The organism is Cytobacillus sp. FSL K6-0129 (assembly GCF_038007625.1).
GTDB lineage: Bacteria > Bacillota > Bacilli > Bacillales > Cytobacillaceae > Cytobacillus > Cytobacillus kochii.
Genome location: NZ_JBBOXM010000001.1, coordinates 883907 through 905154 on the forward strand (window position 1 = coordinate 883907; position 21248 = coordinate 905154).

22 protein-coding genes are annotated in these 21248 nt (G+C 35.4%); 11 read left to right on the top strand and 11 right to left on the bottom strand.

What is annotated here, in order from left to right:
- The first annotated feature begins 92 nt into the window (after positions 1-92).
- The 5 genes from MHI57_RS04305 to MHI57_RS04325 all read left to right on the top strand — a co-directional run bounded on the left by MHI57_RS04305 (position 93) and on the right by MHI57_RS04325 (position 5582).
- Positions 93-1157: an AbrB family transcriptional regulator gene (locus tag MHI57_RS04305; RefSeq protein ID WP_340975209.1), complete on the top strand. Its 1065-nt coding sequence runs from the start codon at positions 93-95 to the stop codon at positions 1155-1157.
- A gap of 290 nt (positions 1158-1447) precedes the next feature.
- Positions 1448-2395: a MerR family transcriptional regulator gene (locus MHI57_RS04310; protein ID WP_224938355.1), complete on the top strand. Its 948-nt coding sequence runs from the start codon at positions 1448-1450 to the stop codon at positions 2393-2395.
- 46 nt (positions 2396-2441) lie between these two features.
- Positions 2442-2606, top strand: coding sequence for a hypothetical protein (locus MHI57_RS04315; protein ID WP_157733964.1), 165 nt, complete (start codon positions 2442-2444; stop codon positions 2604-2606).
- 620 nt (positions 2607-3226) lie between these two features.
- Positions 3227-4357 carry a CAP domain-containing protein gene (locus tag MHI57_RS04320; protein ID WP_233435241.1) on the top strand — a complete coding sequence of 377 codons (1131 nt, stop codon included), beginning with the start codon at positions 3227-3229 and terminating at the stop codon, positions 4355-4357.
- A gap of 217 nt (positions 4358-4574) precedes the next feature.
- Complete coding sequence (locus MHI57_RS04325) at positions 4575-5582, top strand: LLM class flavin-dependent oxidoreductase (RefSeq protein WP_095373080.1); 1008 nt, start codon at positions 4575-4577, stop codon at positions 5580-5582.
- Positions 5583-5741: 159 nt separating this feature from the next.
- Here MHI57_RS04325 and MHI57_RS04330 read toward each other — a convergent pair whose 3' ends face one another.
- The gene (locus MHI57_RS04330) at positions 5742-6311 is read right to left on the bottom strand and encodes a DUF1836 domain-containing protein (RefSeq protein WP_340975213.1); all 570 of its coding nucleotides are present in this window, start codon (positions 6309-6311) and stop codon (positions 5742-5744) included.
- A gap of 132 nt (positions 6312-6443) precedes the next feature.
- Here MHI57_RS04330 and trhA point away from each other — a divergent pair, with 132 nt between their 5' ends.
- Entirely contained in the window at positions 6444-7091 is a 648-nt protein-coding gene (gene trhA, locus MHI57_RS04335; RefSeq protein ID WP_095373078.1) for a PAQR family membrane homeostasis protein TrhA, read from the top strand.
- A gap of 94 nt (positions 7092-7185) precedes the next feature.
- On the opposite strand, the gene MHI57_RS04340 is transcribed toward trhA, so the two are convergent.
- Positions 7186-8616: an aldehyde dehydrogenase gene (locus MHI57_RS04340; RefSeq protein WP_340978540.1), complete on the bottom strand. Its 1431-nt coding sequence runs from the start codon at positions 8614-8616 to the stop codon at positions 7186-7188.
- A gap of 25 nt (positions 8617-8641) precedes the next feature.
- On the opposite strand from MHI57_RS04340, the gene MHI57_RS04345 reads away from it, so the two are divergent.
- Both MHI57_RS04345 and MHI57_RS04350 read left to right on the top strand, forming a co-directional pair.
- Positions 8642-9316, top strand: coding sequence for a lysoplasmalogenase (locus MHI57_RS04345; protein WP_340975215.1), 675 nt, complete (start codon positions 8642-8644; stop codon positions 9314-9316).
- A gap of 140 nt (positions 9317-9456) precedes the next feature.
- The gene (locus MHI57_RS04350; RefSeq protein ID WP_157733963.1) at positions 9457-9606 is read left to right on the top strand and encodes a hypothetical protein; all 150 of its coding nucleotides are present in this window, start codon (positions 9457-9459) and stop codon (positions 9604-9606) included.
- A gap of 50 nt (positions 9607-9656) precedes the next feature.
- On the opposite strand, the gene MHI57_RS04355 is transcribed toward MHI57_RS04350, so the two are convergent.
- The 4 genes from MHI57_RS04355 to MHI57_RS04370 are packed head-to-tail and all read right to left on the bottom strand — an operon-like array spanning position 9657 to position 13098.
- On the bottom strand, positions 9657-10340 hold the full coding sequence (locus MHI57_RS04355) for an ABC transporter permease (RefSeq protein WP_095373075.1): 684 nt from the start codon (positions 10338-10340) through the stop codon (positions 9657-9659).
- A 12-nt stretch (positions 10341-10352) separates the two neighbouring features.
- Positions 10353-11273 (bottom strand): osmoprotectant ABC transporter substrate-binding protein, encoded by a 921-nt coding sequence (locus tag MHI57_RS04360; protein ID WP_370873274.1) that lies wholly within the window; start codon positions 11271-11273, stop codon positions 10353-10355.
- Positions 11274-11289: 16 nt separating this feature from the next.
- The gene (locus MHI57_RS04365; RefSeq protein WP_095373074.1) at positions 11290-11943 is read right to left on the bottom strand and encodes an ABC transporter permease; all 654 of its coding nucleotides are present in this window, start codon (positions 11941-11943) and stop codon (positions 11290-11292) included.
- 15 nt (positions 11944-11958) lie between these two features.
- Positions 11959-13098, bottom strand: coding sequence for a betaine/proline/choline family ABC transporter ATP-binding protein (locus MHI57_RS04370; protein ID WP_095373073.1), 1140 nt, complete (start codon positions 13096-13098; stop codon positions 11959-11961).
- Between the two features lie 306 nt (positions 13099-13404).
- Between MHI57_RS04370 and MHI57_RS04375 the strand changes: the two genes are divergently transcribed.
- Complete coding sequence (locus tag MHI57_RS04375; protein WP_233435238.1) at positions 13405-13932, top strand: GbsR/MarR family transcriptional regulator; 528 nt, start codon at positions 13405-13407, stop codon at positions 13930-13932.
- A gap of 117 nt (positions 13933-14049) precedes the next feature.
- Positions 14050-15072 (top strand): DUF1646 family protein, encoded by a 1023-nt coding sequence (locus MHI57_RS04380; protein WP_340975218.1) that lies wholly within the window; start codon positions 14050-14052, stop codon positions 15070-15072.
- 301 nt (positions 15073-15373) lie between these two features.
- Here MHI57_RS04380 and MHI57_RS04385 read toward each other — a convergent pair whose 3' ends face one another.
- Together MHI57_RS04385 and MHI57_RS04390 are read right to left on the bottom strand one after the other, a co-directional pair.
- Positions 15374-16432, bottom strand: coding sequence for a DmpA family aminopeptidase (locus tag MHI57_RS04385; protein ID WP_340978542.1), 1059 nt, complete (start codon positions 16430-16432; stop codon positions 15374-15376).
- A 49-nt stretch (positions 16433-16481) separates the two neighbouring features.
- A complete protein-coding gene (locus MHI57_RS04390; RefSeq protein WP_224938368.1) occupies positions 16482-16682 on the bottom strand; it encodes an IDEAL domain-containing protein in 201 nt (66 codons plus the stop codon).
- A gap of 253 nt (positions 16683-16935) precedes the next feature.
- On the opposite strand from MHI57_RS04390, the gene MHI57_RS04395 reads away from it, so the two are divergent.
- Positions 16936-18114 (top strand): MFS transporter, encoded by a 1179-nt coding sequence (locus MHI57_RS04395; protein ID WP_307313540.1) that lies wholly within the window; start codon positions 16936-16938, stop codon positions 18112-18114.
- Positions 18115-18271: 157 nt separating this feature from the next.
- Here MHI57_RS04395 and MHI57_RS04400 read toward each other — a convergent pair whose 3' ends face one another.
- From MHI57_RS04400 to MHI57_RS04410, 3 genes are all read right to left on the bottom strand, one after another.
- Entirely contained in the window at positions 18272-19246 is a 975-nt protein-coding gene (locus MHI57_RS04400) for a bile acid:sodium symporter family protein (RefSeq protein WP_307313538.1), read from the bottom strand.
- A 119-nt stretch (positions 19247-19365) separates the two neighbouring features.
- Positions 19366-19653, bottom strand: coding sequence for a DUF3219 family protein (locus MHI57_RS04405; RefSeq protein ID WP_095373069.1), 288 nt, complete (start codon positions 19651-19653; stop codon positions 19366-19368).
- A gap of 230 nt (positions 19654-19883) precedes the next feature.
- The gene (locus MHI57_RS04410) at positions 19884-21236 is read right to left on the bottom strand and encodes an aspartate aminotransferase family protein (RefSeq protein ID WP_095373068.1); all 1353 of its coding nucleotides are present in this window, start codon (positions 21234-21236) and stop codon (positions 19884-19886) included.
- Positions 21237-21248 lie beyond the last annotated feature (12 nt).

The window sequence follows — 21248 nt, forward strand, 5'->3', positions numbered from 1 at the left end:
TAAGCATTTACTAAAAATATGCCATTGTCTATGGTATGATAAACATATCTTTCCAGAATCGAAATTTCTCATAAGAAAAAGAAGGTCTGCACATGAACAAAAGCTATTCACTATTGCTAGCAGTTATTATTGCCGTAGCAGGTGGGGGCATCTTCACCCTACTTCATATCCCTGTAGGCTGGCTATTAGGATCCATAACAAGTATTATGCTTTATTCTATAATATCAAAGAAGACGTTATACTGGCCAATATCTTTTAGAAACATCGGGATCTTTATAATTGGATACAGTATGGGCCTTTCATTAACAAAAGAAGCGATGGTGTTCATCTTGCACCAACTACCCTCCATGTTATTTTTAACAGTACTTATTATTGGGTTCAGTTTAATCACTTCATTCTTCATAGCAAAATTAACCGGTATCCATTATCCATCGATATTGCTTGGTAGTATTCCTGGCGGTTTGTCACAAATGCTCGTATTAGCTGAAGAAACAAAAGAAATGAATGTGACTGTTGTTACTTTCTTACAAGTAGTAAGATTAATACTTATAATCTTTTTTGTTCCTTTTCTCATATTTGGTCCGTTCTTCCATAATGGCGGTAATATTTTACCAACCTATGAACATACGGCTAGTTGGCAGCAGTTACTACCTGACATTATTCCATTTATGATTCTATCATTTATTTTAGCTATTATTTTTAAGAAATGGAACGCACCAACCCCATTTCTTCTCGGTCCTATTATTGCAACAAGCCTCATGACACTGCTTAATATCAATGGTCCTGAATTACCTAACAGCTTACTTGAGATTGCACAAGTTTTTATTGGTATTAACATTGGTCTCATGATGCATCCAGAAAAACTTGAAAACAAATGGAAATTATTAAGCTTAGGTGCATTGAGCAGCGCTTTATTAATTGTCATTTCGATGGTTCTCAGCTTTCTTCTTAGTCATTTTTATGGGTTTTCCCTTGCTACAAGCTTCTTAAGTTTATCACCTGGCGGAATGGATCAAATGGCTATTATTGCCCATGAAGTCGATGCACAGTTAGCTGTTGTAACCGGCTATCAACTCTTTCGGGTATTTTTCATCTTCTTTATTGTACCACCTTGTTTAAAATATCTATTTTTTCGATATAGGAAAGAAAAAGGGTAACCAGTTGGTGACCCTTTTTGCCTATCCCAAATGATCTACCCTCATCTCAGGACCATTTACCCATTCCTTCCTAAATCTGTTTTTTATCTACAAAATTCATTGTCAAAATAGTCAATTTCCTTATAAAGTGCCTACATTTGTGGAATAACGTCTTGTTTTGATATCTTTTGTCAGCAGGCAGGAAAAGACGGGCTACAATGCGGAATAGCTAATTATACGGAATTTATTATGTAGTTCGGAATCCCCTTCCGAAAGATGAAAAATTACACTATGATGAAAGGGAGTTATTCATGAATCAAATTATGCAAGCATATACCATTAATGAAGTATCTAAACAATTAAATATTCCGCCGGGAACACTAAGACAGTGGGAAAAAGATTTAAAGGATATATTAGTTATTCCCCGATCTAAAAATGGGGCAAGATATTATACAGATGAAGAAATTAGCTTACTAGACACCGTGAAAAAGATGCGTAATCAAAATTTAAGTCAAAAAATGATTCGCAGATTACTTAAGCAACATCTTGATTCAGAGTCAATAGCAGACCAACAAGAGAACCCCTTAGAAACATCATTGAATCCTATACTACATGAAGCAACAACTGAGCAAGATCATCATCCTCTCAATATCGAACAACTATCTATGGTCATGACACAATTCCAGGACCATTTATTACAAGAGATCAAGCAAGAATTAAAAACGAACTTTAAAAAAGAAGTTGTAGAAGAAATGAAAATGGAGCTTTCCAAAAATTCTCTTCATACTGTTAAAACCATTTCAGACTCCATCTATAAATCCAACGAGAAGACGAAAGCAGAAATTCAAGAAATGACTGACGAATGGAAGCATGCTTCAAAACAAAGCTCCGGAGCGCTCGAAACCTTGTCAAAAAGAGTTGCGAAACAGTCGAAGCGAACGACAGACCAGATGCACTATATCACGAACAAAATTACCGAATCCTCAGAAGCATCCTCTGAAGAGTTCAAAACAATGATTCATTATATTTCTAGCTCGCAAGAATTAACAGGTACAGAATTTAGCAATGAAATAAATGAATTAAAAGAGAGCATGAATGCCGATCGTGATATTTATGTCGAAACAATGAGAAAAGAACATGAAGAATATTTACATCGATTACGTGAGCGAGAAGACGCATTTCAAGATATGATGCTATCTTTCCGAGATGCTGCAGCGAGTAAGCAAGAAAAAAAATGGTGGCAAAAGTGGAAAAAATAAATTCGTAGGGGCGAGTATCCCCTCAATATAAAGGGGTTTTTATCAAATGAAAAAACAGCAAAAAGCGCATCATGTGGATGAATTATTAGTTACAATGGACAATGATCATCATCGTGTAGATTTTCGTCTAGATGAACTGGAATCGAAAATGGAGATGTTAAAAAGAAAACTTGAAAAATTTGAACACAAAATGCAAATGCTTAAAGACTAACACGCCTGATAATACCCTCTAAAAGAAGCTGGGACATATATATTCTAGCTAAAGATTTATCCGAATGAACAGGAGTATACAACTTCTAATCATTCGGTTTTTTTGTGTGATTTATATCCTATATGAAAAGAATAGTGGAATGGAGCGGAAGACACTCGACTCCTGCGGAAAATAGAAGGAAAGCTGAGACCCGGCAGGCAATGCCGAGGACGCTCAAGCCCCTCCCCGCGGAAAGCGAGGGTCTGTTTGTGCAATGGAACGGACTTGTTTTCATCTGATTTTTTATAGATCCTAATTTGTTATTGTTCGTTTTTGAGGTTAGGTCATTTAGTTATGTTCCAGCCCTTTTTTAGTTAATCTTCTTAAAAGCGGTCCCATTCCCCATTTATTCAGGGTATTATCTCTCCATTCAATGACTTCTCATACTATTAGAAAGCCAAAACATTTATCCTTTAAAACAAAACTATATTTTCATAAACAGATTATGTTATTCTGTAAATAACAGGAAATACACCCTTGATGGATAATTATGGATAAGTCGAATGAGTTGTTACCTATGTTTAACGAGACTATAATTTAGGCAATAAAGAGTAGTATCAAGGTTAGAAAGGAATTCTATTTTGAAAAAGATTAGTATATTTTTCTTAATATGTTTACTTATTTATATAAGTTGGCCGTCAATTCGTGAAGCTCTAGGGGATAAAACCAACGAACACTTGAAAGAAATTCAATCATCTATTGAAGAAAAAGATGTTCAAGGCTTTACAGAAGATGCTGTTACTGCTTTTAATCAAATGATTATCAATTTTGAACAATGGATCCAGCCTTCACCTAATGACTCTCCTCCGGCAGAAGATGAATCAATCGAGAAGCCCGCATTATCTAAACCTGATAGCCAAACAATCTCAGTCTATAATTTTGAAATCGGTGAGAAGAAAGCGGAAGTTGAGAATTCATTAGGATCCCCACAAAGAATTACAGCAAATGAATACGGTAGTAAATGGCATGCTTATCATGATAATTATCATCACTTCATCATGATTTCCTATGATGAAAATGAATTAATTAATGGCATCTATACGAATCAAGATTTAATTACTTCTAAAAACGGCTTTCAAATGAATATGACAAAAGAGGAAGTAACAGAAATATTCGGGGAACCGATTAGCGCGATTCGTAAAGGTATAACCAATTATCAATATGCAACCGATAGTAATTATGCACTTTATGAGGTCGATGATAGTTATTTAACCGTTTTCTATGATATTCATGAAAATAACCAAGTAACTGCCATTCAATTAATTGGTAAAGAGCTTGAACTTAATAAAGTTGGTTTCTATGGTGAAAAAAGTGCAGCTTTAAAGGAAGGTTTTGAATTCCAGTTATTTGATTTAACAAATGCTGAGAGAGTTAATTATCGTTTACCTACATTAACTTGGGATGATCCCGTGAGACAAACAGCTAGAGATCATAGTGCTGATATGGCTGTTAATAATTATTTCGGTCATGATAACTTAAAAGGTGAATCACCGTTTGACCGGATGAATGCGGATGATATTCTGTTTCGAACAGCTGGCGAAAACTTAGCCTATGGCCAATTTAGTAGTATTTTTGCCCATGAAGGCTTAATGAATTCTGCTGGACATAGGAAAAACATCCTTAAAGAAGATTACCAGCTTCTTGGTGTTGGGGTGGCATTTAATGATGATAACCAGCCTTATTTCACAGAAAATTTTTATACGAAAAGATAAGCATGCAGAACTGCTCTGACATGCTCTTTTTCATACTGCAAACCATTTAATATAACTATTCACACTTAAGACAAACGTTTAAATGAGCTTTCCTTTAATGATCATATCAGGTAACATTTTATAACCGAATCATTCATTTTAAAAGCAGATAATTTCATTCATGTAATAGAAGTTGCTACAATATGTACAGATACTAAAAAGAAAGTAGCTGAAAACGATGTCAACGATAAAATATTCTGTTTTAGATTTAGCACCAGTCCTTGAAGGTGGATCACCTAGTGAGTCATTAGCGAACTCGCGCGATTTAGCCAAACATGCAGAAAAATTAGGTTATACGAGATATTGGCTGGCCGAACACCATAATATGCCGGGCATTGCTAGTTCAGCCACATCTATTGTCATAAGTGATATTGCCCGCGCTACCAATACAATTAGAGTAGGATCTGGGGGCATTATGTTACCGAATCACTCTTCTTTAGTGATTGCTGAACAATTCGGTACACTCGAATCACTTTACCCAGGAAGAATTGATTTAGGCTTAGGTCGTGCGCCAGGTACTGACCAACTTACTGCGGCGGCATTAAGAAGGACTCGACGAACAGATGCCGAAGATTTCCCTCAACAAGTGGAAGAATTGAGAACTTACTTTGATCCTTCACGCTCGGAACAACCATTACCAGTTAGAGCGGTTCCAGGAGAAGGCTTGAATATTCCAATATGGTTACTCGGTTCAAGTGGGTATAGTGCGCAACTTGCGGGTCAGCTAGGTTTGCCTTTCTCTTTTGCTAGCCATTTTTCACCGGACAATACATTACCAGCAATTGATCTATACCACCGGAGCTTTAAACCATCTGATGTATTAAAAGAACCTTATGTAATGGTTGGTGTGAATATCATTGCAGGGGAATCAAACGAAGAAGGACAATACCTAGCAAGCTCTCTTTATCAATCTTTCTTAGGCATGATGCGTAATAAACGTGGAAAGATGTTGCCTCCTGTTGAGAATATGGACGAAGTTTGGACACCTATAGAGAAACAATTATTACAACAACAATTAGGTTCTTCCATTATTGGTGGTCCTGAGAAAGTGAAAGAAAAGCTTGAAATATTCCTTGGCGAAACTGGCGCAAATGAGATCATCGTCAATGCTCAAATCTATGACCATGATAAAAGAAAAGCATCTTATCAGCATGTGGCAAATGTAATGAAGGAAATAAACGCTTAAGAACTTTGAACATCGAAAGCAAACAAAACTACTTGAAATCTAGTTTGCATGTTTGCTTTCGAACCCATTGTTCTCTTTCATATGCGATCGTATTTAGAAGTCTGGGTTACATGGTTTTAGTTGTGGTACGGAGCACCCTTCCTCATCCATCATTTTGATTCACTTCCGATCTTCTTCCCTAGAAAGTGAATCAATTTTTGCTTCAGCTAAGCGGCGATAAAGATTGCTCATATGAACCAATGAGTTAATCATTAATACCTCTTTCATTTCATTGTTCGGTTGGGGGATTTTTTCATTATAATTTTCAGCAATCGATTTCTCCATCCAGTCAACATTTTCATTAAATTGTTCTTCATTCTCATTTATCATGTCAACATACATATCATAAACGTCTTCTATATTCACTCCTTCTTTTTGCACTTCCTCGTTCAGACTCTCTAACGTTGTTTTAATGTCCTGAATCGATAATATACCTTTCAGTTGATAAATAAGGCTCATCGTTAATATATGTTCTTTACTGTAACGCTTATTTTTAATGGGTGGTAATAGTTTTCCTTTGGCATAATTATTAATCATTGTTTTTGTTAAGATTTTCTCATCTTCATTTCGTTTATAAGAATGGTAGTTTTGTTCAAACAGTTGTATGACTTGATCCATATATAAAGCGATAGACGGAATGTCTTCCATGCGAATAGGCTTTCCTTGTCTGATTTTTTCTTGTTTTTCCATCATTTATCCCTCATTATTTTTCTTACTATCATACATCCTATCATTAGAAATGTAAATGTTGACTATATATTATAGTTAGTAGTAATATTATATGTAGTATTAAAAACTACTTATAATATTATTAGGGGTGTTATCATGTCGTTTATAAGAGAACCCATCAATAGCTTAACTCATTTCGTTGGCGCAATATTGTCATTTATAGGTTTACTGGCCTTAATCATCAAAGCATCATTACATAACGGAACAAACATTGCCATATTCTCCGTTACTTTTTTCGGTATTAGTATGATGTTACTTTATCTCGCTTCCTCCACTTATCATGGGGTGAGAGCAAAACATACAGTTATTGCTTTCTTGAGAAAAGTTGACCATTCAATGATTTTCGTTTTAATTGCTGGTTCTTATGCACCTTTCTGTTTAATCGCACTTGATGGCGTATTAGGAATAAGTTTATTCGCTTTCGTTATCACGACATCCATTCTTGGTGTATTATTTAAAATGGTCTGGTTTAGTTGTCCTAGATGGTTATCCACTTTTTTATATATTCTTCTTGGTTGGGTTATCATCATCGCCTTCCTCCCATTAAGTAAAGCATTGAGCACAGCAGGTCTCGTATGGTTAATTCAAGGGGGCGTATTTTACACAATCGGTGGCGTTATTTATGCGGTCAAACCTAAATTCATGGAATTTAAACATATGGGGTTTCATGAGATCTTTCATATCTTTATCTTATTAGGAACGCTTTGTCACTTTATTAGCGTATATGGCTATGTTCTTTAATAAATTGATTGGTCATGGCAATATTATGTTTGTGTAAAAAAATGAAGGGCTAAGTGAGATAGATGTCTATTTTACTCATTAGCCCTTCTATTCTTTATTTAATTAACTTTTTTAATAGCTTTAATGACTTTTCACTCGGATACCGAAATGGAAAATCCACTTTTGTTGTTTGTTTTAAGATGCTTTTATAATGCGTAAATGCATCAAAACTTGCCCGTCCGTGATAAGATCCAATTCCACTATTGCCTACACCACCAAATGGTAAATGTGGGGAACTTAAATGCATGACTGTATCATTGATACAACCACCACCAAAAGAAATTGATTGCAAGATTTTTTGCTGGACTTTTTTATCATCTGAGAAAAGATAAAGTGCTAGCGGTTTCGGTTGTTCATTTATTTTGCTAATGACATCATCTAATTCCTTATAACACAATACTGGAAGGATCGGACCGAAAATTTCATCTTGCATAATCGGATCTTGCCAATTAATTTCAGTTAAGATGGTCGGTTCGATCAGATGATTTGATTCATCCACTCTCCCCCCATAATAAGATTGACCATTAGTTAAAAATGTAGAAAGCCTTTTAAAATGCTTCTCATTGACAATCTTTGTGTAAGATGTATTTTCTATTGCATTCTCTCCATAAAGACTTTCTATCTGAGCTGTGACTTCCTTAAGAAACTTGTCATGAATCTCTTGATGGACATAAACAAAATCGGGTGCTACACATGTTTGTCCAGCATTTAAGAATTTCCCCCATACTAACCTTTTGGCCGCATGGTTTATTTGGGCATCATGATGAATAATTGCTGGACTTTTTCCTCCCAGTTCTAACGTAACAGGTGTTAAATGATTAGCGGCTGCTTTCATAATGTGTCGACCCACTGCTACACTCCCAGTAAAGAAAATATGATCCCAAGATTCTTCTAACAAATTTTGACTAACTTCCACGCCACCTTCCACAACTGTAATATATTCAGCTGGAAAATGCTCCTCGATAAGGTGAGCAATTAAACGAGAAGTGTGAGGTGTTAATTCGGAAGGTTTGATGACTGCTGTATTGCCTGCGGCGATTGCACCAATTAATGGCGCAATCGCTAATTGAAAGGGATAGTTCCATGGTGCAATGATTAATGTATTACCATATGGCTCAGGATAAATCATACTTTTTGAACCGAACGTAGTTAAAGATGATTTTACTTTTGCAGGTCTCGACCACTTTTTCACATGTTTAATTGTAAATTTTATTTCCTCTAGTAAAACAGCAATCTCTGTTAAAAAGGAGTCAAAAAATGATTTCCGTAAATCTTTTTGCAAAGCCTCCGCTATGCTGCTTTCGTTCTCCTTAATTAAACTTCTTAATGTATATAATGCGTCCAATCGGTATGTAAGTGCTTTTGTTTTACCCGTATGAAAGAATGCTTTTTGCTGTGCTAAAATATTTTTTTCCATGCTCTTCCCTCTTTCTATTTTCAATTTTATATACCTCCTGCAGGAAAATGGTTTTACACTCTTGAATATATACTAAAAAAATGAGGTGAATCCTATGCGAAAAAAACTGCCATATTTGATTCTTCTATTTGCTGTTCTTTATATATTTTTTATACCTGAGGAACCGACAGTCCTAAAAATCTTTTTCAAATTAGTACCGATGATTCTTATTATTCTATACACCTATCGCAATCGGCAAGAAACTAAACCTATTCACTACTATTTTATTTTTTTAGGTCTTATTTTTTGTATGTTCGGTGACGGTCTACTCATTTGGTTTGTGGTTGGATTAACTGCATTTTTAATCGGTCATATATTCTATACGATTGGCTTCTTTAAGATCTGGGAATACTCTTTAGCTAGGTTTCTTTCTTTTATTCCTATTCTTGCCTATGGCATCTTTATGAGTTCTGAATTTGTGGAAGCTCTTCACAACCGCAATGAAAATGAATTGATTATACCAGTTATCCTTTATATCGCTGTCATATCATTGATGTTTTGGTCTGCTATTATGTCAGGGCAATTGTATGCCATCATTGGTAGTTTACTCTTTGTCATTTCTGATAGTGTGTTAGCTTGGAATAAATTTATTTCTTCCATTCCTTTCTCTGGAAGCATTATTATGATTACCTATTATTTAGCACAATTTTTAATTGCTTTTAGCTTGCTTCATACAGTCAAACAAGTGAAGATACAGAAACCAATTTCACCCATAGCAACAAAAGGATAATTTTTCAAATTTATGTTAAAATAAAGAAATAACCTAAATTGGGCATTAGCATAAAATAACAATAAGCAAATTTATTTCACTCTCCCTTTTAGGCTTAACTAGCTATACTCTATCTTACATTGTAAAAGGAGGATACCAGTATGAACAAGAAACAGCATTCTTTTCATTCACAAGATAATGGCGAAAATCATGAAAATGAATTAGAGACAGTTGAGACAGCTGCTGAAAGAATTGAAAGAAAACCAGAATTTGATACGTTCGGGACGGGGTTAAATGGTTACGGAAATTAAGAACAAAAAAATGATGGTGATTCATTTTAAAGATGAATCACCATCATTTTTTATGCCGTAACCTCCTCTTGCTCATTACTTTCCTGTTTCTTCTTCTTCACTGGCATTAAGCTTCTTTCCAACCAGCCCATTATCACATCTGCAATTACTGCCATAAATGCTGTTGGAATAGCTCCAGCTAAAATGATTGCCGTTCCGTCTTGCGCATTTGTTCCACGCATAATAATATCACCAAGTCCCCCAGCACCAATAAAAGTACCTATTGTTGCAATACCAATCGTAATGACTAGAGCTGTTCGAAGCCCTGCCATAATGACAGAAAGAGAAAGCGGGATTTCTACCATTCTTAATATTTGCCATTTTGTCATACCCATTGCTTTACCTGACTCTATTAAAGTATGATCTACATTCCTAATTCCTGTGTAAGTATTCTTAATAATAGGCAATAAGGAGTATAGGAATAGTGCAAAAACGACTGTATTTGTTCCAAGGCCCATCACAAGCATTAATACTGCGAGCATAGCGAGTGCAGGGATCGTTTGAATAACATTGGCTAACGAGAGAACTACACTACTCAAACGTGAATATCTTGCTATCAAGATGCCAACAGGAATACCTACTATCGCTGCAAATAAAACCCCGTAGGCTGACATTAGAAAATGTCTAAAGAACTGTTCCCATACATAAGAACCGTTATTTGTAAAATAAGTAATTAAGTCAGAAAACACATCCATTTAAGCCACCCCCTATTCCTTATCACGGAAATAATTATTTTCTTCTAAAAATTCTTCAGCAATGATTGCGGGTTCTCTTAATTCCCCATCTGCTGCATAATTTAATTCTTGCATTTTTTCTGTACTTATTTTTCCAACTAATCTCTCTAATAATGGATCAAGTTCAGGGTACTTCTCTAAAATTTCTTTACTCGCAACAGTAGAGGAATCATATGGAGGGAAGAAATTCTTATCATCTTCTAATACTTTTAAATTAAAGGCTTTTATACGTCCATCCGTCGTGTAAGCTAAAACGACATCCATTTCGCCCGATGCCGCTGCTTGGTAAACAAGTCCAATTTGCATAGGATACACATTCGAAAAATCAAAACCATATGTTTCAACAAAACCATCATATCCATCTCCTTCACGATTCAACCATGAAGTATCTACACCGAAATTTATTTCATTTGCTAATGCCTCTAAATCAGATACCGTTTCTAAATCCTCTGCTTCTGCTAATTCATCAGTTACGGTAAAAGCATACGAGTTCTCAAACCCATAAGAATCATACCATTTTTGATTAAACTTCTCGTCAAACTCTTCTTGGACAACTTCCATTGCCTTATCAGGGTCAAGTACTGGCTCCATTCCTAATGGTCCTGCGATATCTGTGCCTGTATAACGAGTAGATGATATATCTACATCATTACTCACCATTGCCTGGTGAAGCACAATAGAAGATCCAAGATTATTAACCATATTTACACTGAGATCGGTTTCTTCTTCAATTAACTGTTTAATGATTTGACCGACAATTTGTGATTCAGAGGTGACCACAGTCCCTACTGAAATAGAATCTTCACTAGATCCGCTTAAACCAGGAAGTGAACAGCCTGATAATAAAAGAGTCATCGTTAACATCATCGTCATGAAAATTTTTTTGCTTTTTATCAAACTAATCACCACCTTATGCTGTTTTTTCTTTGTCACGCATTGATTTAGGCGTAACCTTAAATTCTAATTTTCCAAGTATTAAATCGACTATTAATGCGAGTATGGTGACAGGAATCGCACCTGCAATGATAAACTCAGTTTGATATAAATTTAACCCGCTAAAAATAAAATCACCTAAACCGCCTGCACCAATAAACGCAGCTAACGTAGCCCACCCAATTAAATATACTGTCGATACACGAATACCCGCCATAATAACAGGGATGGACAGTGGTAGTTCAACATATCGAATTCTTTCCCATCCAGTCATGCCCATCCCACGGCCAGCTTCTAATAAGCTTTTATTAACATCTTTCACACCTGTATATGTGTTTCTTAAGATAGGCAGGACTGAATAGAAAAATAAAGCAATAATGGCGGGGATTTTACCTATTCCAAGAATAGGAATAAAAAAAGCTAAAATTGCGAAACTTGGAATTGTTTGAATCATACCAAGCACTGCCATTACGGGTGATGCCGCTTTATCGAATCTTGTAAGAAGAATACCTAAAGGAACAGCTACAATGACACCAAGAGCTGCAGCAATGACTGATATATATAAATGCTCCCAAGTTTTGATCAATAAATCCGAACCGTTATTATTTAAAAAGTCTATGATGGCACTCATTTATATCTCCCCCTTCTACTGTGCACTTTCTAGCTCTTCGTCTCCCCAAATAGAGTCGTAAACGATATCGACTAAACTTGTTCTTGTCACAATACCGACAAGATGTCTTTGCTCATCTACAACCGGCACATATTTGAGCCCTTTCTTTAATATTTGCCTGATCGTATCACGTACAAGCGCATCTTTATACACAGAAAATGTATCAGGGATTAAGATATCGGCTACATCTTTTGCTTTTTTCCTGTTTTGATCAATGGCTTCCACATCAATATATCCTTCTAAAACTCCTTCTTGATCAATAACCAATAATGAGTCTACACGATTTGTTTTCATAACAGTTATAGCATTAGATAATTGCTCATCACTTGTAATCGTTACAGGATGCGCATTCATTATTTGCTCAACTGTTGTAATGTTTGGTTTTGCTTGCACTAATCTTTCTTTTCCAATAAATTCTTCAACAAATTCATCGGCAGGCTCACGTAAAATTTCGTCAGGAGTCCCACATTGTACAAGCTGTCCATCACGTAAAATGACAATCCTGTCTGCTAGTTTAAGCGCTTCGTCCATATCATGCGTAACAAAAACAATTGTTTTGTCTAACTTCTTCTGCAAGTTTTTAAACTCATCTTGGAGGGCATCTCTCGTAATTGGATCGAGTGCACCAAATGGTTCATCCATTAAGATTAACGGTTGATCAGCAGCTAACGCTCTCAAGACACCTATACGTTGCTGTTGCCCTCCACTTAATTCATGTGGATATCTCTCTAAATAATCAGGAGTCATATCAACGAGAGAAAGAAGCTCTTCTGCCCGACTTTTTCTTTTTTCTTCTGGCCATTTTAAAAGTTTAAGCACAAGTGAAATGTTTTCTTGAATAGTCATATGTGGAAATAGACCAATTTGTTGGATAACATAACCGATTTCTCTTCTCAGCTTAACCGGATCTTTTTCCATAATGTCTTCACCATTAATGAAGATTTTGCCTTCTGTTGGTTCAATTAAGCGGTTGATCATTTTCATTGTTGTTGTCTTTCCACAACCACTTGGGCCGATAAATACAATAAATTCACCCTTCTTAAATTCTAAATTTAAATTAGAAACGGCTGTTTTACCGCCTTTATATTTTTTTGATACATGCTCAAATTTCAGCATTTATAACACCCCCATTTTTTCTCTACCACAAACAATACCCAGTTCTCCGTAATATGAATCCTCTTGTCAGACTTTTTACTTACATAACGTAGTATATTATAAACTTCGTAAAATAAAAAGTTTACAAAGTGTACATATTTTATAAAAAATAGTTAAAATAAATATTGTATAATGTTTTTACTCGTTATATCTTATAATAGCTACGTAATCATACGAATTACTCCCAAAGGTGTGATTATGTAAATTTTTACAAATATGATACATTGACATTAACTAAATGATCCTTATATTGAAAGGGTGATTGGATTGAGCGAAAGTTTTGAGCAAATTGAATCTATTTTTATTGATAAAATAGCTGATAATATGAATACGTATGGTGTTTCCTCAACTGTGGGTAGAGTGTTAGGAATTATTTATATGCACAGAAAACCGATGACACTTAGCGAATTATCGGAAGCAACGGGCATGAGCAAAACACGAATGAGTCAAGTAGTAAGAGAAATGGTGGAGTTAAATATAGCGGAAAAAGTATTTGAGAAGGGCATCCGTAAAGACTTATACAACGTTGAACAAGACTATTACCAAACGTTCGTATCACTATTCACTTCCAATTGGCAAAAAGCGATACAAAAGAACAAACAATTTGAAAAGAAAATAAAAGAAGAACTACACCTTATCACATCAAAAAAGGAACTGACCGCCGAAGATGAATTAAAGATAAATGAATTATTAGCCGAAGCAAAGGAATGGATGGAATACTACAAATGGCTAGCTAATCTTGTGGAGTTTTTTGAAAGTGGGGAAGTATTTAAACATGTACCGAAGCCATACTAAAGAATTTGCTATACCCTTTCTTAAATATTTCTTGTAAAGTTTGTCCTATCTTCTCATATATATAACATATCCAACCGTTTCTAAGGTTAGGAAAAACAATTAAATGGGGATTGTTATATGTTAACTGGACTGATCATCATTTTTTTACTTGTGTTGTTTCTGCCCTTTAGTTCGAAAGTAGTCGAAGAAAATTTAGAAATATTTCTTTTCATTATGGGCGTTTTAGCTGTTTTTATTAGTCAAGTCTATACGGAAGCATTATTTTTTAAGGCAGCAATTGCACCAATTAACATCGCAATAGCGGTTTTTATAGCAGGTGTGTTATTCAAGTGGTTTCGACGCGGACTGCAAAATTCAATCGTCTATGTTAGTGAACGCGTACCCTTTTGGTTTTTTATTTTTTTCACAGTGATCTTTTTAGGACTGATTTCAAGTGTTATTACTGCAATTATTGCCGCACTCATTCTTGTCCTTATTGCTTCTTCACTTCCACTACATAGGCAATCACTAATCATTTTTGTTGTTCTTTCCTGTTTTTCTATTGGTCTAGGTGCATCTTTAACACCGATTGGTGAACCACTTTCAACAATCGCTATTAGTAAATTAAATGAGGATTTCTTCTTTCTTATCAATTTAGTTGGTAAAGAGATTCTAATTGCCTTGTTATTCTTCGGTTTCCTAGCCGCTATTTTTGTTAAATCACCCAGCCAAACAGATAAATTCAGCAAAATGGTGCACAACGAGGAAGAAGGCTATGGTGAAATAAGTATCCGTTCTTTAAAAATTTATTTCTTCGTAATGGGGTTAACATTTTTAGGTGCAGGATTTGAACCACTAATTAGTCAATATTTGATCAACCTATCGCCTTCTGCTCTGTACTGGATTAATACATTATCTGCAGTACTTGATAATGCGACATTAGCTGCTGCGGAAATTAGCCCTTCTATGAGTAATCAAACCATTCAAGCGATATTACTCGGCCTTTTAATAAGCGGTGGGATGCTTGTCCCCGGCAATATCCCGAATATTATTGCAGCCGGTAAATTAAATATTACGAGTAAAGAATGGGCGAAAATCGGTTTACCTATAGGACTAGTATTTATGCTTGCTTTTTTTATTGTGCTATTGTTTATTCAATAATTAATCGCCTTTAGATAATATAGCTTTCTTTAACATATACGATTGACCAGTTGTAGGTTCTATCTTATTAAACACTGATTATTTATATGAACAAAACTTCACATAATAGAGTAATAGCGGAGACAAATTGAATCATAAATGTCTCCGCTTCAACATTTGTAGTTTAATAAATAATGGTCTGATCATTTTTTGATTGCTGTATTATTCAACTAAATTTATTTCGAGGATTATTTTATGTATTCCTTTTTCATTTGTATAAGTATGAATAATGTCAAATCCACTTTTAATATTCACTCCTTATTTAAGCTAAATCAAATAAGGAGTGTACAACCGTTTCATTTCTTCCAATGGTCGTTTCAGCTTGGGATAATGAGTTCATAATTGCTTCTTCTGTTACTTCTGCTGCTGCTGCAAACAGCTCATTCATAATTGAATGATCTTCTCTTAAAGTTTTCATCGTATGCAAATAAGATGATTGTTTGTGCTTTATTGTATTTGCAGTAGAAAAAGCAATAACGATATCTCCACTACCATGACTATAATGGCTACCCGTCCTACCCAGTCCAATTCCACATCTTTTAGCAACTCGGTGTAATTGTCTATCACTTAACGGAGCATCTGTTGCTAATACAATTATAATTGATCCGTCAGCTGCTTTATCTAACTCTAAAGGATAATGTAGGTTGTTTTTAAAATAACGATTAAAAGGGAATTCAGGTTTTCCTCCAAAATTACTTAAGACAAGACATCCTACATGAAAGAATCTCCCGTCATTTACTGACAATTTTCTAGAAGAAGTACCTATCCCTCCTTTATAGCCAAAACATACCATTCCCTTACCTGCACCAACTGCACCTTCTTCCACTGGATTTGTTGAAGCGTTCAAGATGGCTTCTATAGTATCTTTAGGTGTAACAACCATTTCTCTTATTGAATTCAGTAGACCATCATTACACTCTCCAGTGACAATATTAATCGTCCCTGTTGTATCTCCAATGTCTTTATTTTCTTGTAACATATATTGCAGGGTACCTTGTGTAACTGCCGGGACTGAAAATGTATTGGTTAACATAATGGGTGATTCTATCTGTCCTAATTCATTTACTTGTACCAGCCCAGTGGTTTTACCAAAACCATTAATAACATACGATGTGGCCACTACTTTTTCTTTAAACAAATTACCACCATGTGGTAAAATGGCTGTGACACCTGTACAGGCATATCCTGTTTCCGTCTTTTCATCAATGGTTTTATGACCGACTCTCACCCCGGGAACATCAATCAAGCAATTATTTTCCCCTGTTGGTATACTACCAATGATTATTCCTCTTTCTCGTATTTTCAATGCTTTTCTCTCCATTTCTTTCAATACCAAAAAAGCAACCTTCCTTGAAGAAGGTTGCTTTTTTTTATTCATTCGTTAACTTATTTAATTCATCAGTTAATTCAATAAATCTCTCTTCGTTTCTTTCTTCAAGAGCGTTATCAATTTCTTGGCGGAGCTTTTTCATTCTGAAGTCAAGTATAGCCTTATTTAACACTTGTTCCGCTACGACTGAGTATTGGTTTTCATCGGTTTGGACTGTTGAGTTAAGCGTGTACTTTTCCATTTTGAAATCAACCCCTTGACCTTTTTTCTATTATAACAAAAAATTTCTGATAATTCAAACCTTAAATGAAATTTATCTTATACTCTATTATTAATTGTTGTTAATATAAATATTACCCCGTACTATCTTGATTTAAACCTTTTTAAAATATGTTTATTCACTTCCTTGCAAATATAATTTTCTTTACTATAATGGATATTTAGGGAATCAAAATATATCTATTGGTATATATATTTATAAATGAGGTGGGGTTTTGGATCAATCAACAAATTCATTACAAAAAGAAAGAATTTGGACTAAGGATTTTACATTAATTTGTTTTGCAAACTTCTTTGTATTTTTAGGTTTTCAAATGACATTACCAACATTGCCTTTGTTTGTCGAAGAACTTGGTGGCAATGACCAATTAATCGGGTTAGTCATCGGGATATTTACCTTTTCATCCCTTATTATGCGTCCTTTTGCGGGACATGCGTTAGAATCAAAAGGCAGGCGGTTTGTCTTTCTTATTGGACTAGCTGTATTTGTTCTTTCCGTTGGAGTCATTGGCTTTATTACGAGTATTGCCTTTCTCCTTATACTCAGATTAGTTCAGGGTTTAGGATGGGGATTCTCTACAACAGCTTCAGGGACAATCGCAACAGATCTTATTCCACAGAAAAGACGTGGCGAAGGGATGGGTTACTTTGGACTATCAGGTAATCTCGCTCTTGCCTTTGGTCCTACTTTAGGATTAGCACTCATTGGTAATATTAGCTTTACTTCCTTATTTCTAATCTGTTCTTTATTAGGACTCGCTGCTTTCATCCTTTCATCATTCATAAAATATAAACAAGTAGATTATACTGCTAGCGTAGTAGAAAAGAAAAAGTTTGATGTTTACGAGAAATCCGCTCTGCCCCCTTCCATATTAATCTTCTTTGTAACCGTTACATTTGGAGGGATTGCTACATTTCTACCTATCTATTCATTACAAAAAGGTATTGATGGAATTGAATGGTATTTCTTTCTCTATGCTTTAGCTCTGCTCATCAGCCGTACTTTTGCAGGTAGAATTTATGATAAAAGAGGGCATCAAGCTGTATTTATTCCAGGTGTGCTCCTTATTATTGCTGCCATGCTTCTACTCGCATGGTTACCGAGTAATGCGATTCTATTTACTGCAGCCATATTATATGGTTTAGGTTTCGGTACGATCCAACCAGCTTTGCAAGCTTGGTCTGTTAAAGAAGCACCGGTCAATCGTAGAGGAATGGCTAATGCCACGTTCTTTTCTTTTTTTGATTTAGGAATCGGTATTGGATCAATTATGTTTGGGCAAATCGCTTTTTACTTAGGATATAGCTCTATCTATATCGTTGCTGCCATTTCAGTTGTTGTTTCTCTATTCATCTATATTGGTATGTTATTACAAATGAGAAAGAACCGCTAACAATCTTGTAAAAAAATAAGCCTAATAGAAAGCCCGAAAAGACATTTTTTCATTGTGATTAAAATGTTTTTCGGGTTTTTAATTATGACTTATACCAAAAACTATTATCTCCAAGCTTCGAGATTAGACCACCTTCATAGGACTGTCTCTTTTATCTTCACACGGCCTCTTTCCTCACATTCAGTCGATCCTTTTCTTCAACCTTATTTATAATCATCCCAAATAAAGCTGCTAATATTTGTTGAAATAGCATGCCAATAACAACAGGCACGGCCACTGGCGGTGGGAAATAGGCAACTGCTAATACAGAGCCTGCACTAATGTTTCGCATACCACCATTAAAAGTAATCGCAATCACCGCTTCTCTATTTTTCCCTACTATTTTTCTAGCAATTAAAAAAGCTACTAAGTATCCTGTAAAGGCTATAAAGAAGACGGTGACAACTAATGCTAGTAAACGTAAATCGAAGGCAGTCAAGTAGGATGAAACAACGGCACTATTAATCATTACAACAGTCGCCATACCTATTTTAGAAAATGGAGCAAGTCTTGCACTAAGTATGTTTGAAACCTTCTCTTTTGCGATCGAATTAACAATCATTGCCAAAATAGATGGAATGACAATCATCATGATTAACCCACTCACCATGCTTATGACATCCATTTCCACTTTTGCTCCTACTAAGAGCTTTAGTGTAAGTGGCACAAGTATTGGTGATAATAACGTATCAACGAGAATAATCGTTAAAGTCAATGGAATACTGCCTTTGTAAATGGAAACCCATATCAGGCTTGAGATTCCTGTAGGTATTGCCATCATTAAAATTAGACCAGTAATTGTATAAGTATCATTTGGAAAAGTAATATGACCAACAGTAAAGGCCCATAATGGCATAAAAATATGTAGAACAAATAAGACAATAAATAGTGGCAAAGGATGAGTGATGGCTTCTTTCATCGATGTAAAATTTGCTTTCAAACTACCTGCGAATGTCATAAATGCAAAGATCCATGGGATAAGACTATCTAGATTTTTTAAATAGATAGCAAAGCATATACCCAATATGACACTAGTAGGAGTAATCAAGGGCATCATTTTATCTAGCTGACTGTTTATTTTCGTTAATATCATCCCTCACTCCTTTCTCTTTTTTATACATATATATTTTAACACTTTTTAGCAATGAATTTTTCGATAAAATAAAAACGTAATATTATGCCTTTATGAGCACAATATTACGTTATTCTTGATTATTCACCTAAAACTTCCCGTAAGGTTACATGATAGTCGCCAATTTCACCTTCACGATACAGATTTGTTACTGATGTATAATATTGAGTTATTGCGGCCTTCATTCTAAAATTATTCGCCGGAACTTGCACATCAAAATTTTCTTCATATAAAAGCACAGCAATATCATGATAGTTCTCACTCGTTACTTTAAAGTCAATGGCAATTTGTTTTAAACCATTTACTGAGGTTTCCTTATATTGATTAATAGGTAATGTATAATTGTTTAATTGTATCTCTTGAACCATTATCGTCTGCTCCTTCCTTACAAATTTTATTCTAGCAAATAATGAGTGGATGTTATATTGATTTGCTTATTAAATACCAATGATACAACCTACATAGAAAAATGAATGGTGAGAAATATATTCTCATAACAAATAAAAAAACTAGCTAATGACTTCTTAACACCGTTCATACATACATCTATGGAAAAAAGCACTGGTTGCAATCAATGGCAAGCCAGTGCAGCATATATTTAAAGTTGGTTCATTTGCTCTGTTAATGTATCAATTAAAAAAGTGATATCACTATCAGTTATATTTAACGGTGGGGCAAGTGTAATAATATTATTATATCCAGCAACAGTTGCTCCGTTTTTACCTATTAGTACACCTTTCTCCTTACATCCGGAAATGATCTTATTCACATACTCCACAGCTAGCGGTTCCTTCGTCGCCTTATCCTCTACTAACTCAATACCTATTAATAAACCTTTTCCTCTCACATCCCCTACATAAGGGTGATGTTGCAGCTTTTGCAGTAATGTCCTCTTTAGCGCATCCCCAGCTGTTTTCGACCGTTCGTACAGCTTCTCATCTTCCATAATCTCTAGGTTTTTCAATGCTAAAGCGCAAGCAGCAGGGTTTCCTCCAAAAGTATTCACATGGCGAAAGTAATCATATTCTTCTGTTCCTTTGAAATAATCATAGATTTCTTTTTTCACTGCGGTAGCTGACAATGGTAAATACGCACTTGTTATCCCTTTTGCCATCGTAATAATATCTGGTGAGACCTCATAATTCATAAATCCAAACGGTTCACCCGTGCGACCAAAGCCATTAATAACTTCATCACTAATGAGCAATGCCCCGTGCTTCTCACAAACCTCTTTTACTCCTTTCATATAGTTTTCTGGTGGCATAATAACCCCGCCACCTGTAATAATTGGTTCCATTATGACAGCTGCAACGGTCTCGCTTAGCTCCCATGTCATTACTTTATCTATATCCTGTACTGATTGAAGCTTGGTAGATGCCAAGGTTTCATCTTCCGGTTGGCGATACATATCAGGTGGTGCGACATGAATAAAGCCAGGTGCGAGCGGTTCATATTTATATTTTCTTTGCGCCTGCCCTGTTGCTGCAAGTGTTGCCATCGTATTCCCATGATACCCACGATACCTAGAAATAATCTTGTAGCGTTCATGTTCTCCCTTTTGTTTATAATACTGTCTAACGATTTTAAATGCGGTTTCATTCGCCTCTGAGCCACTATTTGAAAAGAAGAATACATAGCCGCCACCGAGCATTTCATTTAGTTTTTCAGCTAATTTTATCGCTGGTGTATGGCTTTGTGATAAAGGAAAATAACTCATCTCTTTTAATTGTTCGTATGCTGCTTCTGCGAGCTCTTTTCTACCATAGCCTGCATTAACACACCATAAACCTGCCATTGCATCTAAATAGCGATTACCTTCATGATCAGTAACCCAAGCACCATCTGCTTTTTCCGCTATAATTGTGCTATTAGGGCTAAATGGTTTCATCGCGTGCCAAACAACCTCTGCATCTTTCTTAAGCAACCCTTTCTCTTCCTTAATTTCAGCCATGCACTTTTCCTC